The organism is Mesorhizobium sp. ORS 3428 (genome assembly GCF_001854785.1).
Classification (GTDB): Bacteria; Pseudomonadota; Alphaproteobacteria; order Rhizobiales; family Rhizobiaceae; genus Mesorhizobium.
On sequence record NZ_MDFL01000167.1, the window covers coordinates 1 to 17427 of the forward strand.

General features: G+C 63.9%; 20 protein-coding genes. 13 read left to right on the forward strand and 7 right to left on the reverse strand.

Features of this window, described 5'->3' with window-relative positions; genetic code table 11:
• Both ORS3428_RS28530 and hemE read right to left on the reverse strand, forming a co-directional pair.
• Positions 1-200 (reverse strand): CopD family protein (locus ORS3428_RS28530; RefSeq protein WP_172833742.1); only part of this gene is annotated, 200 nt, incomplete at its 3' end.
• Positions 197-1225, reverse strand: coding sequence for a uroporphyrinogen decarboxylase (gene hemE, locus ORS3428_RS28535; protein WP_071101623.1), 1029 nt, complete (start codon positions 1223-1225; stop codon positions 197-199). The genes hemE and ORS3428_RS28530, both read right to left, overlap by 4 nt.
• A 495-nt stretch (positions 1226-1720) precedes the next feature.
• Between hemE and ORS3428_RS28540 the strand changes: the two genes are divergently transcribed.
• The 5 genes from ORS3428_RS28540 to dnaQ all read left to right on the forward strand — a co-directional run bounded on the left by ORS3428_RS28540 (position 1721) and on the right by dnaQ (position 5405).
• On the forward strand, positions 1721-2542 hold the full coding sequence (locus ORS3428_RS28540) for a pyruvate, water dikinase regulatory protein (protein ID WP_071101624.1): 822 nt from the start codon (positions 1721-1723) through the stop codon (positions 2540-2542).
• 35 nt (positions 2543-2577) lie between these two features.
• The gene (locus ORS3428_RS28545; RefSeq protein WP_071101625.1) at positions 2578-3177 is read left to right on the forward strand and encodes a Maf-like protein; all 600 of its coding nucleotides are present in this window, start codon (positions 2578-2580) and stop codon (positions 3175-3177) included.
• Positions 3170-4003, forward strand: a complete 834-nt coding sequence (locus tag ORS3428_RS28550) for a shikimate dehydrogenase (protein ID WP_071101626.1) — start codon at positions 3170-3172, stop codon at positions 4001-4003. The genes ORS3428_RS28545 and ORS3428_RS28550 overlap by 8 nt, the downstream gene beginning before the upstream one ends.
• Before the next feature lie 14 nt (positions 4004-4017).
• Positions 4018-4623 carry a dephospho-CoA kinase gene (coaE, locus tag ORS3428_RS28555; protein ID WP_071101641.1) on the forward strand — a complete coding sequence of 202 codons (606 nt, stop codon included), beginning with the start codon at positions 4018-4020 and terminating at the stop codon, positions 4621-4623.
• Positions 4624-4697: 74 nt separating this feature from the next.
• Positions 4698-5405, forward strand: a complete 708-nt coding sequence (dnaQ, locus tag ORS3428_RS28560; RefSeq protein ID WP_071101627.1) for a DNA polymerase III subunit epsilon — start codon at positions 4698-4700, stop codon at positions 5403-5405.
• A gap of 298 nt (positions 5406-5703) precedes the next feature.
• Here dnaQ and secB read toward each other — a convergent pair whose 3' ends face one another.
• Entirely contained in the window at positions 5704-6204 is a 501-nt protein-coding gene (secB, locus tag ORS3428_RS28565; protein ID WP_071101628.1) for a protein-export chaperone SecB, read from the reverse strand.
• Between the two features lie 176 nt (positions 6205-6380).
• Positions 6381-6878 carry an FxsA family protein gene (locus ORS3428_RS28570; RefSeq protein WP_071101629.1) on the reverse strand — a complete coding sequence of 166 codons (498 nt, stop codon included), beginning with the start codon at positions 6876-6878 and terminating at the stop codon, positions 6381-6383.
• A gap of 202 nt (positions 6879-7080) precedes the next feature.
• Between ORS3428_RS28570 and ORS3428_RS28575 the strand changes: the two genes are divergently transcribed.
• The 4 genes from ORS3428_RS28575 to ORS3428_RS28590 are packed head-to-tail and all read left to right on the forward strand — an operon-like array spanning position 7081 to position 9807.
• On the forward strand, positions 7081-7782 hold the full coding sequence (locus ORS3428_RS28575; protein ID WP_071101630.1) for a Tim44/TimA family putative adaptor protein: 702 nt from the start codon (positions 7081-7083) through the stop codon (positions 7780-7782).
• An 18-nt stretch (positions 7783-7800) separates the two neighbouring features.
• Positions 7801-8907, forward strand: a complete 1107-nt coding sequence (mltA, locus tag ORS3428_RS28580; RefSeq protein ID WP_071101631.1) for a murein transglycosylase A — start codon at positions 7801-7803, stop codon at positions 8905-8907.
• Positions 8904-9428: a Smr/MutS family protein gene (locus tag ORS3428_RS28585; RefSeq protein ID WP_071101632.1), complete on the forward strand. Its 525-nt coding sequence runs from the start codon at positions 8904-8906 to the stop codon at positions 9426-9428. Before mltA ends, ORS3428_RS28585 begins: the two co-directional genes overlap by 4 nt.
• Before the next feature lie 10 nt (positions 9429-9438).
• Entirely contained in the window at positions 9439-9807 is a 369-nt protein-coding gene (locus tag ORS3428_RS28590) for a helix-turn-helix domain-containing protein (RefSeq protein ID WP_071101633.1), read from the forward strand.
• A gap of 252 nt (positions 9808-10059) precedes the next feature.
• Here the strand turns inward: ORS3428_RS28590 and ORS3428_RS28595 are convergent, their stop codons facing one another.
• The 3 genes from ORS3428_RS28595 to ORS3428_RS28605 form a co-directional block, all read right to left on the reverse strand.
• On the reverse strand, positions 10060-10680 hold the full coding sequence (locus ORS3428_RS28595; protein ID WP_071101634.1) for a transglutaminase-like cysteine peptidase: 621 nt from the start codon (positions 10678-10680) through the stop codon (positions 10060-10062).
• Positions 10681-10857: 177 nt separating this feature from the next.
• A complete protein-coding gene (locus tag ORS3428_RS28600) occupies positions 10858-12135 on the reverse strand; it encodes a polyhydroxyalkanoate depolymerase (RefSeq protein ID WP_071101635.1) in 1278 nt (425 codons plus the stop codon).
• Positions 12136-12371: 236 nt separating this feature from the next.
• Positions 12372-12734, reverse strand: coding sequence for a septal ring lytic transglycosylase RlpA family protein (locus ORS3428_RS28605; protein ID WP_071101636.1), 363 nt, complete (start codon positions 12732-12734; stop codon positions 12372-12374).
• Between the two features lie 307 nt (positions 12735-13041).
• On the opposite strand from ORS3428_RS28605, the gene ORS3428_RS28610 reads away from it, so the two are divergent.
• The 4 genes from ORS3428_RS28610 to ORS3428_RS28625 form a co-directional block, all read left to right on the forward strand.
• A complete protein-coding gene (locus ORS3428_RS28610; RefSeq protein ID WP_071101637.1) occupies positions 13042-13227 on the forward strand; it encodes a hypothetical protein in 186 nt (61 codons plus the stop codon).
• A 326-nt stretch (positions 13228-13553) separates the two neighbouring features.
• Positions 13554-14894, forward strand: a complete 1341-nt coding sequence (locus ORS3428_RS28615) for an FAD/NAD(P)-binding protein (RefSeq protein WP_071101638.1) — start codon at positions 13554-13556, stop codon at positions 14892-14894.
• A gap of 274 nt (positions 14895-15168) precedes the next feature.
• Entirely contained in the window at positions 15169-16605 is a 1437-nt protein-coding gene (locus ORS3428_RS28620; protein WP_071101639.1) for a pyridoxal-phosphate dependent enzyme, read from the forward strand.
• Positions 16602-17427: trans-sulfuration enzyme family protein (locus ORS3428_RS28625; protein ID WP_071101640.1), on the forward strand; the 826-nt coding region annotated here is incomplete at its 3' end. The genes ORS3428_RS28620 and ORS3428_RS28625, both read left to right, overlap by 4 nt.

Genomic DNA, 17427 nt, shown 5'->3' on the forward strand with positions numbered 1-17427 from the left:
TAGACGAAGAGCCGCGGCAGATAGAGCATGCCGGCCATCCAGGAAATGACGGCAATCACATGGATCGCCTTTGCCCAGGGATAAAAACTGTCGGGCGCCGCAAGGAAGAGCAGGGCGGTCAGCACGACCAGAGCCGCGATGCCGATCGTCATGCGCTTCATCGCCTGGCCGATGCTGTTTTCCTTGCTCGTATCGGTCATCGCCGGCTCCTCACCATTTTCACCATGGCCTCGACATGCGCCACCGGCGTTTCCGGCGTGATGCCGTGGCCGAGATTGAAGATCAGCGGCCCGTCGCCCAGGGTTCGAAGGATGGCGTCGACGCCATCGGCCAGCGCCTTGCCGCCAGCCACCAGCCGCAGCGGATCGARATTGCCCTRCACAGYGCCTTCGCCCTGCAATTGCCTCGCCATAGACAGCGGTACCGTCCAGTCGAGCCCGAGACCGGTGATGCCCGTCTTCTTCCTGTAGTCGCGATAGCGCTCGCCGGCGCCTTTCGGAAACCCGATCACCGGAACATCCGGATGCGCCGCCTTCACCTGCCGGACGATCTCGGCCACAGGCGCGACACAGAACGCCTCGAAGGACGGCTCGTCGWGCACTCCCGACCAGGAGTCGAAAATCTGCACCACGTCGGCGCCGGCCTCGATCTGGCGGATCAGATAGGCGGCCGAATGGTCGGCCAGTATCTTCAAAAGYCGCGCGAAGGCCTCCGGCTCGCGGTAGGCGAAAAGCCGCGCCGGCCCCTGGTCCGGTGTGCCGTGGCCGGCAATCATATAGGTCGCCACCGTCCAGGGCGCGCCGCAGAAGCCGATCAACGTCGTTTCATCCGGCAGCTTCGCGCGCAGACGCCGGACCGTCTCGTAGACCGGTTCGAGATTCACGTGAAACGCTTCGCTGCTGAGCGCCGGGACCTCGGCCGCCGAAATCGGCGTCAGCATCGGCCCGTGCCCTTCCTCAAAGCGCACCTCGCGGCCCAGCGCATTGGGCACGACCAAAATGTCGGAGAACAGGATGGAAGCATCGAAGCCAAAGCGCTCGATCGGCTGCAGCGTCACTTCGACAGCAAGGTCCGGATCGTAACAGAGGTCGAGGAAGGATCCGGCTCGCTTGCGGGTCTCCCGGTATTCGGGGAGATAGCGGCCTGCCTGACGCATCATCCAGAGCGGCGGCGGAGAGACGGACTTGCCCTTGAGGACGTCCAGCATGATCCGTTYCCCAGGCATTCAGCGTCCGTCCTTCTACAGCGCCGCGCGTCCTAAGACGCGCAAAGGACGCTGTAGCACTTTTATCTGGCGCATGATCCTTTCCAAACCTCTGGTTCGGGGTCATGCGCTGCGCCCCTTACAATCAAATATCTATTCTAAAAGAGTCTTCTGATTCTAAGAGTCTGTTGGTTGTGGTGGTTGCGACCTGTCCCGTCTGCCGCGCGAAAAGGCCAGTCAGCATATTGTCGCGCAGCCTCGTTCGCAAATTGGAGGGATCTGGGGAAGAACCGGATTCAGGCTTTTGAGTCAGCGACTTGGCCTTCCTGTCCGGCGTTTCGYGCTGTGGATGATATCGGCCAAGAAAAGTTGGTCCCCAGTTTTGTCCCCAGCGCCGCGACAAAGCCTACAGCGGGGCGAATTGTGGACAAGCTGCCATCTGATACAGTCGCCGTCACCGGACCGGCTTTTCCATCCAGCCTTGTCCACATGTGYCCACAGCCTGGAACCGCGCCTGTGAACAAACCTCAGAGCTTCTTCCATCTGCATCTGATTTCCGACGCCACGGGCGAAACGCTGCTGGCGGCCGGCCGCGCGRCATCTGCCCAATACAAGGATGCGCGCGCCATCGAGCACATCTATCCGCTCATTCGCACTGATAAGCAGGTGGCCAAGGTCTTCGAGGATATCGAGGAAGAGCCCGGCATCATTCTCTATACCGTCGTCGACCAGAAGCTTGCGCGCAGCATCGACGAGCGCTGCGCCGCCATGGGACTGCCTTGCGTTTCGGTGCTCGAGCCCGTGCTCAGCGTTTTCCAGTCCTATCTCGGCACGCCGGCCGGCCGCCGCGTCGGCGCCCAGCATGTGCTCGACGCCGAATATTTCCGCCGCATCGATGCGCTCAACTTCACCATGGAGCATGACGACGGCCAGCTGCCGGCCAATATGGACGATGCCGATGTCGTGCTGATCGGCATTTCACGCACCTCGAAGACGCCGACCAGCATCTATCTCGCCAACCGCGGCATCAAGACCGCCAACATCCCGATCGTGCTCGGCGTGCCGCTGCCGGAAAGCCTGATCAACGCCAAGACGCCGCTGATCGTCGGCCTGGTCGCGACCGCCGAGCGCATTTCTCACGTGCGTCAGAACCGCATCCTCGGCAACACTGCCCCCTATGTATCGACCGACTATATCGACCGCGCCGCGATCAACGAGGAGCTGGCCTATGCGCGCCAGCTCTGCACAAAACATGGCTGGCCGACGATCGATGTCAGCCGGCGTTCGATCGAGGAAACGGCGGCGGCCATTGTTGCCCTGCGCGGAAAGACGAGATAACCCATGCCCCGGTAAATCGGGACGCGCGAAAAACCATGGCCGAGACAATCATCCTCGCTTCGGGGAGCCCCTTTCGCAAGGCGATGCTCGTCAATGCCGGGCTCGACATAGAGGCGGTCCCGGCGGACGTCGACGAGCGCGCGCTCGAGGCACCCTTGCAGGATAGCGGCGTCTCCCCCGAAGATGWCGCCTCGATCCTTGCCGAGGCCAAAGCGACAGRGGTCAGCGAACGCAAGCCGGGCGCGCTGGTGCTCGGCTGCGACCAGACGCTGTCGCTGGGCGACGAGATTTTTCACAAGCCCGCCGACATGGAAGGCGCGCGGAGGCATCTCCTGGCTTTGTCTGGCAAGACCCATCAGTTGAACAGCGCCGCAGTGCTCTGCCGCAACGGCGAAGTGCTATGGCGGCATGTCGGCGTCGCCAGCCTGACCATGCGCAAGCTCGATCCCGCCTTCATCGGCCGGCATCTGGCGCGGGTCGGCGCCAAGGCGCTGGCAAGCGTCGGCGCCTATCAGATCGAAGGCGAGGGCATCCAGCTCTTCGAGAAGATCGAGGGCGACTATTTCACYATCGTCGGCTTGCCGCTGCTGCCGGTGCTGAAGGAATTGCGCGCGCTGGGAGCCATCGATGGCTGAGAAAAAGGCTTTCGTCACCGGCCATCCGATTGCGCATTCGCGCTCGCCGAAGATTCATCGCCACTGGYTGACGAAATACGGCATCGACGGCAGCTACCAGGCGATCGATGTCGCGCCGGCCGACTTCGCCGCGTTCCTGAAAGCGCTGGGCGAAAACGGCTATCGCGGCGGCAATGTCACCATTCCGCACAAGGAAGCCGCCTTTGCTTTGGTGGAACGCCGCGACGAGGCAGCGGAGGCGATCGGCGCGGTCAACACGCTCTGGCTGGAAGACGGGGCCTTATGGGGCGGCAACACGGACAGCCTCGGCTTTGCCGGCAATCTTGATGATTACGCGCCGGGCTGGGCGGCGAACGGTCCTGCGGTGGTGCTGGGGGCGGGCGGCGCGTCCCGCGCCGTCATCCACGCGCTGAAAGAGCGCGGCGTGAACGACATCCGCATCGTCAACCGCACCTTGGCAAGGGCCGAGGAACTGGCCGACCGGTTCGGTGCCGGGGTTTCCGCGCATGGCGCCGGCGCGGTCGGCGAGTTGATCTCCGATGCCGGCCTTCTCATCAACACCACGGCGCTCGGCATGCATGGCAACGAGACCCTCGTCGCCGATCCAGCTGGTCTGCCTGACCAAGCCATCGTCACCGACATCGTATATGTGCCGCTGGAAACACCGCTGCTTGCGGCCGCCAGYGCGCGGGGCCTCAAGACAGTMGATGGTCTCGGCATGCTGCTRCATCAGGCGGTGYCGGGGTTCGAGCGTTGGTTCGGCAAGCGGYCGGAGGTGACTCCGGAATTGCGGCGCATGATCGTTGCCGATATCGAAGCCCATTGATGGTGGACAAAGCCATGATCGTGCTCGGCCTCACCGGATCGATCGGCATGGGCAAGTCGACCACGGCGAAGATGTTCGCCGAGGCCGGCGTGCCGGTGCATGATTCCGACGAGACCGTGCATCGCCTTTATGCCGGCAAGGCCGCGCCTCTGGTCGAGGCGGCCTTTCCCGGCACGACGCAATCGGGCGTAGTCGACCGCGCCAGGCTGGCCGAGAAAGTGCTGGGCGATCCCGCCGCGTTGAAGAAGCTGGAGGCGATCATCCATCCGCTGGTGCGTGCCGATGCCGATGCGTTTCTTGCGAGGCACCGCGCCGCCGGCGCGCCGCTCGTCGTGCTCGATATCCCGCTTTTGTTCGAGACCGGCGGCCGCAACCGCGTCGACAAGGTCGTGGTCGTCAGCGCGCCGGCCGAGATCCAGCGCGACCGTGTACTTGAGCGGCCCGGCATGAGCGAGGAGAAGTTCGCCTCCATCCTCGCCAAACAGGTGCCGGATGCCGAGAAGCGCCGCCAGGCCGATTTCATCGTCGACACCGGACAGGGCTTTGACGCCGCCCGCGCCGCGGTCGCAGCCATCGTCAGCGAATTGACGGGGGATAAGTCCGACAAGGACGCTTCCTGACATCTGCTGTCAGCAGTCCCCATTGCCATTTTGTTCCGGTTCGTGATGCTGCTCTCAGGAGCGTACTGATTCGAATGCGTGAGATCATCTTCGATACCGAAACCACCGGACTCGATTTGCGCGATGACCRCATCATCGAGCTCGGCGGCGTCGAGCTGGTCAACCGCTTCCCGAYCGGCCGCACCTTCCACAAATTCATCAACCCGCAAGGGCGCGCGATTCATRCCGAAGCGCAGGCGGTGCACGGCATCAGCGCCGCAGACCTGGTCGGCAAGCCGACCTTCGCCGAAATCGCTGAGGAGTGGCTGGCCTTCACCGACGGCGCCAAGCTGATCGCCCACAACGCCACTTTCGATCTCGGCTTCCTCAACCTCGAATACAGCCGGCTCRGCCATCCAGCCATCGATCCCGGTCGCATCGTCGACACGCTTGCGCTCGCGCGCCGCAAGCATCCGATGGGCCCGAATTCGCTGGACGCGCTCTGCCGGCGCTACGGCATCGACAACACCCGCCGCACCAAGCACGGGGCGCTGCTCGACTCCGAACTGCTGGCCGAAGTCTATATCGAGCTGATCGGCGGCAAGCAGGCGGCACTCATCCTCGATGCCGTGGCGGTGYAGTTGAACGGCGTCGGCGAGGTGGCCGATATCGACATCACGATTGGCGCGAGGCCTATTGCCCTGCCGGCGCGTCTCACCGAGGCGGACCGCGCCGCGCATGCCGGCCTCGTCTCGTCGCTTGGYGAAAAAGCGCTGTGGCTGAAGCTGGCGGCTGCAGGGTGAGCAGGCGCTTCCGGCGCCAACCAACGCGGTTAGCCGAATCGCCTATCCCTTCGTCATACTCGGGCTTGACCCGAGTATTCATGCCGTGCCGTTTGCCGTAGAGAGCAACGGTGCAGAATTCTGTAACCGTTGCAAAGTCTTACCGTAACGGCATGATCCTAGGGTCTGCGCGCGTCGCTTCGCTCCTTGCGCCGCTCTAGGATGACGACCGAACTGTTGTGGCGATAAGTCGTGAAGGCCGGACAACAAAAGCCCGGCGCGAGGCCGGGCTCCCAATGGGCTGCGGAAGCGCGCCGCCTCAGCTCACCTTGACCTTTGCTGCTGCCTGATCTTCGGCGATGCGCTGCTGGAACATCTGCGCGAAATCGATCGGGTCGAGCATCAGCGGCGGGAAGCCGCCATTGCGGGTCGCGTCCGCGATGATCTGGCGGGCGAACGGGAAGAGCAGCCGCGGGCACTCGATGAACAGGATCGGCAGCATGTGCTCCTGCGGGAAGCCGCTGATGGCGAAGACGCCGCCATAGACCAGCTCGACATTGAACAGCACTTCCTGGTCGAAGGAGGCTTTGGCGTTCAAGGTCAGGTTGACATCGAACTGCTTGTCCGAGAGCGGATTGGCGTTGACGTTGACATTGATGGCGATGCCCGGTGCCTTGTCGCGGCCGCGCAGCGAATTCGGCGCGCCGGGGCTTTCGAAGGACAGGTCCTTCACATACTGGGCCAGCACGTTGAGCGAGGGCTGTGCCTGGTTGCCGTTGCCGTTGGCGGCGCCTGCGGCGGCGTCATCATTGCTGGCCATGAGCCTTTGTCCTTTTGCCTGGGCAGCATTGCTGACCGGATTGAAATCGGGGGTTCGCTATCATGGTCGGCAGGACAAAACAAGTTTTGCCGCCTTCATGCATGTCGGCCAAAAGTAGCAGCATTTTTTGGGGCTGCATGCCTGGAGACAGAAATTCCAGCGACCCTCGATAAGACCTAGTCGTCTTTGAGCTGCCGCCAAGGGGAATTGTGGTCCGGCCCGCGCTTGTAATCGTCGGCGCGCGAGTAGTCGCTGTCGTCGAGATCGATCACCTTGTCGCGCCTGCGGGCGCGAAAGCCGCTGCTGAAGCTCGTCGCCATCACGATACGGTTCTTGAGCAGGCGCCAGGCGAGATYGCGCACCGGCGGCAACAGAAGCAGGATGGCGAAAATGTCGGTGATGAAGCCCGGGATGATGAGCAGGATGGCCGCCAGCACGATCATTGCGCCGTGCGCGAGCTGTCGGCTGGGATCCCGTCCGGCATCCATTTCMGCCCGGACCCGCGCCATGACCCCAAAGCCCTGATGCCTGAGCAGCAGGCTGCCGGCAATGCTGGWAAGGACGACCAGCCCGACCGTCRCCAAAGCGCCGACTTCGCGGCCGACGATGACGAAGCCTGCGATCTCCAGAAGTGGYAGCAGGACCAGGAACAGCGGGAGGAGTGAAATTCGCAAGTCTTGACCGATCGCTTTCTTCTTTTGCGGGGCCTGCGGACAGTCGCCGCTGGCCTTGGCGTCATTAGATAGGTATGGCAGCCTTTGATTTGAATGATTGCGCCCATCGTTCTATATGCTTTGGATATTGAACGCTATGCGGCTGCCGCCTTTGTGAGGGCCTGGTGGTCCGGCCAGGACAGGGATCGAATTGGCAGAAGATATGGGTTTCTTCGACTTCGGCACGATTTTCTTCTTGATTGCGGCGGTTGTGATCTTCTTCCAGCTCCGCAACGTGCTGGGCCGTCGCACCGGAAACGAGCGCCCGCCTTTCGATCCATACTCGGCAAGCCGCGCGCCGGATGCGGCGCAAAAATCCGAGAATGTGGTGTCGCTGCCGCGCAAGCGCATGCCGGGTGAGCCGGCGCCCGAGACCTATGCCGCCATAGACGCCTTCGCCAAGCCCGACAGCGATCTCAACAAGGGCCTGCGCTCGATCAAGGACAATGACCCGTCCTTCGATCCGAAAACCTTCATCGACGGCGCCAAGATGGCCTACGAGATGATCGTCATGGCCTTTRCCGACGGCGACCGCAAAACGCTGAAGAACCTTTTGTCGCGCGAGGTCTATGACAGCTTCGTCGCGGCAATCGGCGAGCGCGAGGCGAAATCGGAAAAGATCCAGTCATCCTTCGTCGGCATCGATAAGGTCGATATCGTCGCCGCCGAGATGAAGGGCACCGAGGCGCACATCACGCTGCGCATCGTCAGCGAGCTGATCYCGGCCACCCGCGACAAGGTCGGCGCTGTCATCGACGGCGACCCCGAGAAAGTCGCCGAGGTCAAGGACGTCTGGACTTTCTTCCGCGATACCCGCTCGCGGGATCCGAACTGGAAGCTCGTCGCCACGGAAGAAGAAGATTGAGCCTTGGTGGCGGCTGTCATGTCGCTATCTTCCGCATTCAGCCAAAAATCCTTCGCCGATCTGCCCGGCTGGGACGATGACGACCAGCTCGCCGCCTTCGCGGCATTCCGCCGCTCCGCTTTCCACGCGCCGGTCAAGTCTTATCGCACCGGTTCGCTCGGCGTAGCGTTCGACGCCTTTGCCGAGGCCTATGCCGAGGCGCGCTCCGTTGCGCCGGCGAATCGGTCCGAAGCGCGGTCGTTCTTCGAGCGTCATTTCGTTCCGATGATGGTGGCGGCTGAAAACAACGGCGCCGGCCTCGTCACCGGCTTCTACGAGCCGGAGGTCGAGGCCTCGCCCGTCAGGACGGAGCGGTTCACCGTGCCGCTGCTTTCCCGCCCCGCAAATCTGATCGACATCGACGACAACAACCGTCCTGACGGCATGGACCCCTATCTCGCCTTCGCGCGCGAGACGCCGGCAGGTCCCGTCGAATATTTCGATCGCGGCGAGATCGAGCGCGGCGCGCTCTCCGGCCGGAAGCTCGAGATCGCCTGGCTCGCCGACAAGGTCGATGCCTTCTTCATCCATGTGCAGGGCGCGGCCAGGCTGAAGATGCCGGACGGCAGAGTCCACCGCGTCACCTATGCCGCCAAATCCGGCCAGCGCTTCACCGGCCCGGGCAAGACGCTGATCGAGGCAGGCGAGATTCCGTTGGAGAAGGTGACGATGCAGTCGATACGCGCCTGGTTCAAGGCGCATCCCGACCGCGTCGACGAGATCCTGTGGCGGAACCGTTCCTATATCTTCTTCCGCGATGCGCCGGTCGAGGACGCCGCACTCGGTCCGATCGCCGCCGCCAAGGTCCCGCTGACGCCTGGCCGCTCCGTCGCCGTCGACCGGCTGTTGCACACATTCGGCACCCCTTTCTACATCGACGCTCCGACGCTGACCGCTTTCGACCAAAGGCCGTTCCGCCGGCTGATGATCGCGCAGGACACCGGCTCGGCCATTACCGGTCCGGCCCGCGGCGATCTCTTCGCCGGCTCAGGCGATGCCGCCGGCGAGATTGCCGGCGTCGTGCGCAACGCCGCCGATTTCTATGCGCTGGTGCCGCGCGCGCTGCTCGATGGAGGGCGCCGATGACGCGCCGCGCCGACGAGCTCAGCGAGGACGACCGCATCCTCTGGAACCTGGTGGCGCGCACGGCGCGGCCGCTGAAGGGCAAGGCCGCTGTCGAGATTCCCGACATCGCCGCGGCGAAGCCCGTGCCGCCGCCGGCACCGGTCAATGGTGCTCCGGCCGCCCCCGCCAAGCCGAAGACGCAGCATGTCTCGCACGCGCTGGATGACCAGACGCTGCACAAGCTCGCCAAAGGCCGGCTGCCGATCGAGGGCCGCGTCGACCTGCACGGCATGACGCAGGACGAGGCCTACTCGCTGCTGCTCACCTTCCTGCATCGCGCGCATGCCGGCGGCATCCGCTACGTGCTGGTCATCACCGGCAAGGGCTCGTCCTCTGGCGGCGACGGCATCCTGCGCCGCTCGGTGCCGCATTGGCTGTCGACGCCGGCCTTCCGGCATCTGGTCTCGAGCCATGACCATGCCGCCCGCAACCACGGCGGCGCGGGCGCGCTCTATGTCCGGTTGAGGCGCACGCGCTCATGAGGATGGCCGCGTGACCCCGTTCGGCGAAAGACTGCGGGCGCTCCGTGCCGAGCGCGGCGTCAGCCAGAAGGCGATGGCTCAGGCCATCGGCGKCAGTGCCGCCTATCTTTCGGCGCTGGAGCATGGCCGCCGCGGCGCGCCGACCTGGACGCTGATCCAGAAGATCATCGGTTATTTCAACATCATCTGGGACGACGCTGAGGACCTTGCCCGCATCGCCGAAGCCTCGCACCCGAGGGTTCGGATCGACACGTCGGGCCTATCGCCGGCCGCGACTGAGCTAGCCAATCTCCTTGCCGAGAGCATCGAGAAACTTGACGAGGCGGAGCTGCGGCGCCTCAGCGCGTCGATTCGCGCGGCATTGGGACGGCGCGGCTAATAAGCGACAATCGGCGACGTCGGCGCCGCCCCTCATCTGGCTGCCGCCATCTTCTCCCCGTAAACGGGAAGAAGGGCGCTCTCGCCGATGATTTCGCCTATCGCCAACGTTGAAGTAGGAGCGCCGGCATTGCGGCCAGCCTATTTCCCCCCGTCTACGGGGAGAAATGCCCGGCAGGGCAATGAGGGGCGGCGCCGACGTTCCCGCGAACTAGCGAAGCAGCCCCTTGCGCCGCGAAGGCCGGGGTCCAGCCTACTGCTGCACCGAGCCCACAAGCACCGCCTGATCGTCGCGGATCGAGACCCAGCGGCCGGTGTTGTCGATCGCCTGCCGCTTGAGGTAGCGATAGCCGGTGGCCTCCCAGGGTTTCACCTTGTCGGTCAAATTGTCGAGGATGTAGTCGCCCTTGTCGGTGCGCACCGTCAGCACCGAATGGCCTTCGCCATCGGGCTTGCGCACCACGGTGATCAGGAGATCGGYAAGCGACATGCCCATGCGGTAGAGCTCGCGCCGCTTTTCCAGCACATAATCCTCGCAGTCGCCAAAGCCGTTGTCGGGATAGGTCCAGACTTCGTCCTTGCCGTAATTGTCGAGGTCGCTCATCGGCTTGACGGCGGCGTTGACCCTGGCGGTCACGCTGACCAGYCTGCGCCACAGCGCGTCGGTCATCTTGGCCGGCGCAAGATCGGTCGGGCGAATGTTGCATTCGTTCGGATGCGTCTTGCAGAAATCATAGTGGCCGATCGGCTGCGACGTCAGGCCGCCCGTGATCATCGCGCCTGCGGCCCATGCCGRCTCTGCCCAATGGGCCGAAATCGCCAGCCCTGCGACTGCACACAAACGCAGCGTCCGCGCCATCAATGAGGAAGTCATTGTCCCCCGGGGGTCCACCCTTGATTATTAACGAAACGTTAACGGGGATTTACGGGGCGTGTCAATTAGAGACAACGACTAGTTTGACGGCATGGTTACCCGCGCGGTCCTGACAGCGGCTATTGCGCAACAGATGGCGTTGGTCAAATCCAAAAGCGCCCGCTGCGGGCGACGGCACTARCCCCTGGCCGAGCGGACCAGCCTCGGCTTCGCGGTCACGCGGGTCTGGCGGCCATAGCTGCCGATGAAGTCGACGATGCGCGGGACAATCTCCGACCGAAAGCGCGAGCCGTTGAAGACGCCGTAGTGGCCGACCGCCGGCTGCATGTAATGGGCCTGCCTGTCGGCCGGGATGTTGACGCAAAGGTCGTGCGCGGCCTGGGTCTGGCCAAGGCCGGAAATGTCGTCGTTCTCGCCCTCGACGGTGAGCAGCGCGACGTTGCGGATGACGCTCGGATCGACGGYCTCGCCGCGATGGGTCATCTCGCCTTTCGGCAGGGCGTGYCGCACGAACACCGTGTCGACGGTCTGCAGATAGAACTCCGCCGTCAGGTCCATCACCGCCAGATATTCGTCGTAGAAGTCGCGGTGCTTCTCGGCGCYGTCGCCGTCATTTTTCACAAGGTGCATGAAGAAGTCCTTGTGGGCGATGATGTGGCGGTCGAGGTTCATGCTCATGAAGCCAGAAAGCTGCAGGAAGCCGGGATAGACCTCGCGCCCGAATCCCGGCACCGGCCAAGGCGCCCGCATGATGACGTTGTCGCGGAACCRGTCGATGCCCTTCTCCTCGGCCAGAAGATTGACCGCGGTCGGGTTGCGGCGGGTGTCGATCGGACCGCCCATCAGCGTCATGGTCGACGGCACGAAGGGGTCGCCGCGCTTTTCCATCAGCGCCACCGCCGCCAGCACCGGCACCGAAGGCTGGCAGACGGCCATGACATGGGTGTCGGGACCCAGCACATGGAACATGTCGATGACATAGTCGATATAGTCGTCGAGATCGAAGCTGCCCTGCGATAGCGGCACCATGCGGGCGTCGACCCAGTCGGTGATGTGCACGTCGGCATAGGGCAGCATCGCCTCGACCGTGCCGCGCAGCAGCGTCGCATAGTGGCCGGACATCGGCGCCACGATGAGGAGCTTCGGGTCGGGCTTGCGCTCCGTGGGCAGCGAACGCTCGAAGCGGATGAGATTGCAGAACGGCTTCGACCAGATGGTCTTTTCGGTGACGTCGACGCTCTTCCAGTCAACCACCGTCTTGGTCAGGCCGAATTGCGGCTTGCCGTAGCGGCGCGTGGTGCGCTCGAACAGTTCGGCGGCTGCCGCGACGGAGCGGCCGAGAGGCGTATGCGAAACCGGATTGAGCGGGTTGGAGTAGAAGAACCGCACCGCATCGGCGTAGAGGCGGGCGGGCTGCAGCGCCGCATGGTTCAATTCGTAGAGCTGGTAGAACATCGACGACTCCGCTGCTGCTTGACGACCGAAGGGACGACGGGCAGCGCCGAGCCTCGAATGTCTCGCAGCGAAGTTAACAACATATGGTTGCGATGCAATAAGTCWATTGCCGTGACGAATGCTGCTTTCGTCTAAGGTGTTGAAAACCCGCCTTGAACGGCAGAGCCGGCTCATTTTGCGTTGGCGAAGTGTGTAGGAAATGTGTCCGGCCCCCTCGTGCCGGACACGTGGGCAGGTCAAACCCGCGCCATGCAGACGGCTGTGTGGCCCGAGCCGATGAAGCCGAGCTGGCTGGCGGYGCCGCGGGAGAGGTCGAGCAGGCGACCTCGGACGAACGGCCCGCGATCGTTGATGCGCACGACGATGCTGCGGCCGTTGTTCTTGTTGGTGACCCTGAGCTTGGTGCCGAACGGCAGGGTTCGGTGCGCGGCGGTCAGTTCGGCGGGGTTCATCCGCTCGCCGGAAGCGGTCCTGGAATGCAGGGAGTACCAGGAGGCGCGACCRCATTGCGCGGCGGCTGAGGAGGCAGTCGAGGCGCCAGCCATCAGGCCAGCCGCGATCGTTACCGCGACGAGCGCGGYGCGGTTGGTTTTCTTCATCTTTTAGGGGTGGGCTCCGTTTACAGACAACCTGCCGTAAGTGCGGAATGAGGCGCGAAATGCGGCGGGCATCTGTCGGTTCCATGGCAAGAGCACACGTTTGGAGTCACCGCGAAACAGTTTGTCATGATATTTCCGGTCGGCGCCGGCGTATTCTTTGTGAAGACCGCACCGGCTCGGGGGAAGTCTTGAGCAGGATCTGCAGTCATCCGGCAAGTAGAAGAAGGAGCGATCGCTTCGCTACCTTGCAGTCTTTTATTGCGCGTGCATTGTGCCGGAGGATCGACTTTCCGGGAGGGCCTTGTCGATGCGTCTGACCAGGAATTTGCTGGCGCTGATCGTGCTGGCGATCGGCATGCTGTGGTCGCTGCAGGGTGTTGGGTTGGTCCAGGGCAGCTTCATGACCGGCCGGAGAGCATGGCTCTATATCGGGCTCATAACCGTGCTGGTTGGCCTGCTCGGGCTCGCCTGGGCGAACCGCTCCCGCCCATGAACTCTCTTTGGTTGCAAGCAAGCCCTGTCCGCGGCAAAGCGGGTGGACCTCGGCTCACCGCAGCGAACGAAAATCCCTCTGTCACCTTTCCCCGGTAAATCCCTGCCCCAGATAGCGGCGGAATTGAAACGGGATTCCGTGCGCCATTGGTTTAGTATAGTAACCTTATCAACATTAGGGAGAGAGGAACGATGCGCGACAGACTGAATCGCATACCGCCAGTCGTTCGCGGCGCCAGCCTGACCGCTGCCGCGGCCGCTTCACGGCAGCCGGCGCCGGCTGCCCAGGCTTGATCGCGGCCCCGCGACAGCTCCCGAATTCCAGTCATGATTGGACGCGGCAATTCCATCATCATTGTCGGCGGCGGTGCCAGCGGCGTCGTGCTGGCCGCGCATCTGCTCAAATCGCCCAATCCGGATCTGCGTGTCACGCTGATCGAGAAGCGTCCGCATTTCGGCCAGGGCATGGCCTATTCGACGCTGCTTTCGGCCCATGTGCTGAACGTCAACGCGTCCGGTATGAGCGCCTTTGCCGACGACCCGAGCAATTTCGCGCGCTGGGTGCTGGAGCGCGGCCTCGCCAAGCCGGACCAAGGYCCCTTCTATGCCCCGCGCAGCCTCTATGCCCGCTACCTGAAGGAACTGCTCGACGATCTGGAGGAACGCGAGCGCGACACCGGAAGGCTGCGGCTGATCCGCGAGGAGAGCCTGTCGGTCTCGCCGACCTCGTCGGGTGTCGAGGTGGCCCTGGCCAACGGCACCAGCGTCGTCGGCCATCTGGCCGTGCTCGCCACCGGTCATGACGAGCAGCCGGGCGCCTTCCAGGGCCGCGCCATCCGCATGGGCTCGGATGCCGACACTCCGCTCGACCCCGAGGCTCCGGTCCTGGTGCTCGGCACCGGCCTCAGCATGGTCGATGCCTTCCTCTCGCTTGAGCAGCGCGGCCATCAGGGCGAGATCATAGCGGTGTCGCGGCGCGGCCTGCTGCCCTCGCCGCACCGCAAGGGCAACCCGATCAAGCTCGACGTCGCCGACATTCCGCTGGGCACCCAGCTCTCCTATTTCGTCGGCTGGTTCCGCAACCTGATCCGCGAGAACCGGAAGGCCGGCGGCGACTGGCGCGACGTCGTCGACGGGCTGAGGCCCTTCAACCAGAAGATCTGGCAGAACTGGCCGTCCTCGGCCAAGCGCCGCTTCGTCGAGCACACCAAGGCCTGGTGGGACGTCCACCGCCACCGCATGGCGCCGGAGGTCTATGAGCGCGTTACCGAAGCGGTCAGTTCCGGCCGCATCCGCCTCGTCGCCGGGCGGGTCGTCGACATCGAGCCGAACGACGGCTTCACCGTCACGATCCAGCAGCGCGGCAGGCAGGCGCTGGAAACGCTCGAAGTCGCGCGCATCTATGACTGCATGGGCATTGCCCGAGACATCTCGAAGACGTCGAACGGCGTCGTGCGCACGCTGGTCGAGCGCGGCCTGGCGCGGGYGGACCCGCTGCGCCTCGGCCTCGACGTCACCRCCAAGTGCGAGCTGATCGCGGCCGACGGCACGGTGTCGTCGAAACTCCTCGCCGTCGGCCCGCTGACGCGCGGCACCTTCTTCGAGATCGACGCCATTCCCGATATTCGCGTGCAATGCGCGAAGCTCAGCAAGCAGTTGTTGGGGTAGCATAACCTGTTGATGCCGGCAGGACAGAGGGGGGTGCGAAGGAACTCGACGTCGTAGGGCTCTTTTCTATGCCCACGTCCCCGCCGCCACTGCCCCTGAAATTCCATTCCGCCACTCGCCGCCGGATTGGCACGATCTATCTTCTTTCCAGACGAAAAGGGCTGGAAAAGACGTTCATGCGTGGTCCGCGAACCCGGAATGGAGTCCGGACGGCATCATGCGCAGGATTGCAAAGCCTGGTCCCACGTCGAACTGCTTCCATGGAGGGTCCGAGATGAGTGTGCACAGGAAACCGGCGCCGGACGGCGCGGAAAACCTTTTGTCCCGGTTGCGTCCGCCTTACGCCTCGGTGCTCGACCTGATCGGCCAGACGCCGGTCGTTGAGCTCACCAAATTCGACACGGGCAAGTRCCGGCTGTTCATCAAGCTCGAAAGCCAGAACCCGGGCGGCTCGATCAAGGATCRCATCGCGCTGTCGATGATCGCGGCCGCCGAGAAGGACGRCAGGCTGAAGGCAGGCGGCACCATTGTCGAAGCCACGGCCGGCAACACCGGCCTCGGCCTCGCCCAGGTCGGCATTCCCAAGGGCTATCACATCATCCTTGTCGTGCCCGACAAGATGTCGCGCGAAAAGATCCAGCATCTGCGCGCGCTCGGCGCCGAGGTGCGCATGACCCGCTCCGATGTCGGCAAGGGCCATCCCGAATATTACCAGGACATGGCCGAGAAGATCGCCGCCGAACTGCCGGGCGCTTTCTACGCCAACCAGTTTGYCAATCCGGYCAACCCGCTGGCGCATGAGACGACCACCGGTCCGGAGATCTTTTCGCAGCTCGGCGGCGATGTCGATGCGGTGGTGGTCGGCGTCGGCTCCGGCGGCACGCTCACCGGGGTCGGCCGCTTTTTCGCGAAGCATTCGCCGAAGACCGAGATGGTGCTTGCCGATCCGGTCGGCTCGGTGCTGGCGCCGCTAATCAAGACCGGCAAGATGGAGGAGGCCGGCAGCTGGACCGTCGAAGGCATCGGCGAGGACTTCGTTCCGCCCAATGCCGATCTCTCGCTGGTGAAGAAAGCCTATTCCATCACCGACAAGCAGAGCATGCTGGCGGTGCGCGATCTGCTGTCGAAGGAAGGCATCCTTGCCGGCTCGTCCTCCGGCACGCTTTTGTCGGCCGCGCTGCGCTACTGCCGCGAGCAGACATCGCCCAAACGCGTCGTCACCCTCGTCTGCGACAGCGGCAACAAATATCTGTCGAAGGTCTTCGACGATATCTGGCTGGCCGAGCAGGGCCTCGCCGAGCGCGAGCAGCWTGGCGACCTGCGCGATCTCGTCATGCGCACCTACCGCACCGGCGACACGGTCTGGGTCGGCCCGGACGAAAGCCTGCTCAACGCCTATGRCCGCATGCGCCGTTCCGATGTCTCGCAGCTGCCGGTGCTCGACGACGGCAAGCTGGTCGGCATCATCGACGAGAGCGATATCCTGGCCAAGGTCGAGGGTCCCTACGAAGGCCGCTGGGAGCGTTTCAACGCGCCGGTGCGCACGGCCATGACCTCCACTTTGCATACGCTGCAGGCCAGCCAGACGCTCGATGCGCTGCTGCCCGTCTTCGACCGCAACGAGGTCGCCATCGTCTTCGATGGCGACGAGTTCATCGGCCTGATAACCCRTATCGACCTGATCAACCATCTGAGGCGCCGCGCAAAATGACCACATCTGGCAGGAACCGCCTGGCCTTTTCCACTCGCACCGTGCACGGCGGCCAGAGCCACGACCCGACCACCGGCGCGGTGATGGTGCCGATCTACGCCACCTCGACCTACGGCCAGYAATCGCCCGGCGTGCACAAGGGTTTCGAATATGCCCGCAGCCAGAACCCGACACGCTTTGCCTTCGAGCGCGCCGTGGCCGATCTCGAAAGCGGCACGAACGCTTTTGCCTTCGCTTCAGGCCTGGCGGCGATCGGCACGGTGCTGGAGCTGTTCGATGCCGGCGCCCATGTCGTGGCCACGGACGACATCTATGGCGGCTCCTTCCGGCTGATGGAGCGGGTGCGCAAGCGCTCGGCGGGCCTGCAAGTCAGCTTCGCCGACTTCACCGACCTCGCCGCTGTCGAAGCCGCGATCCGTCCGGAAACAAAACTGCTCTGGGTCGAGACGCCGACCAACCCGCTGCTGCGTATCGTCGACCTCGAAGGCCTCGCCGCGCTCGCCAGGCGCAAAGGCTTGATCACCGTCGCCGACAACACTTTCGCCAGCCCCTATCTGCAGYGGCCGCTGGAGCTCGGCATCGACATCATCGTCCATTCGACGACGAAATACCTGAACGGCCATTCCGACATGGTCGGCGGCGTCGCCGTCATTGGCGACAATAAGGATCTGGCCGACCGGCTGAAATTCCTGCAGAACGCAATCGGTGCCATTTCCGGCCCGTTCGACAGTTTTCTGGCGCTGCGCGGCATCAAGACCCTGGCGCTCAGGATGGAACGGCATTCCGCCAACGGCCTGAAGATCGCGCAGTGGCTGGAGGGCC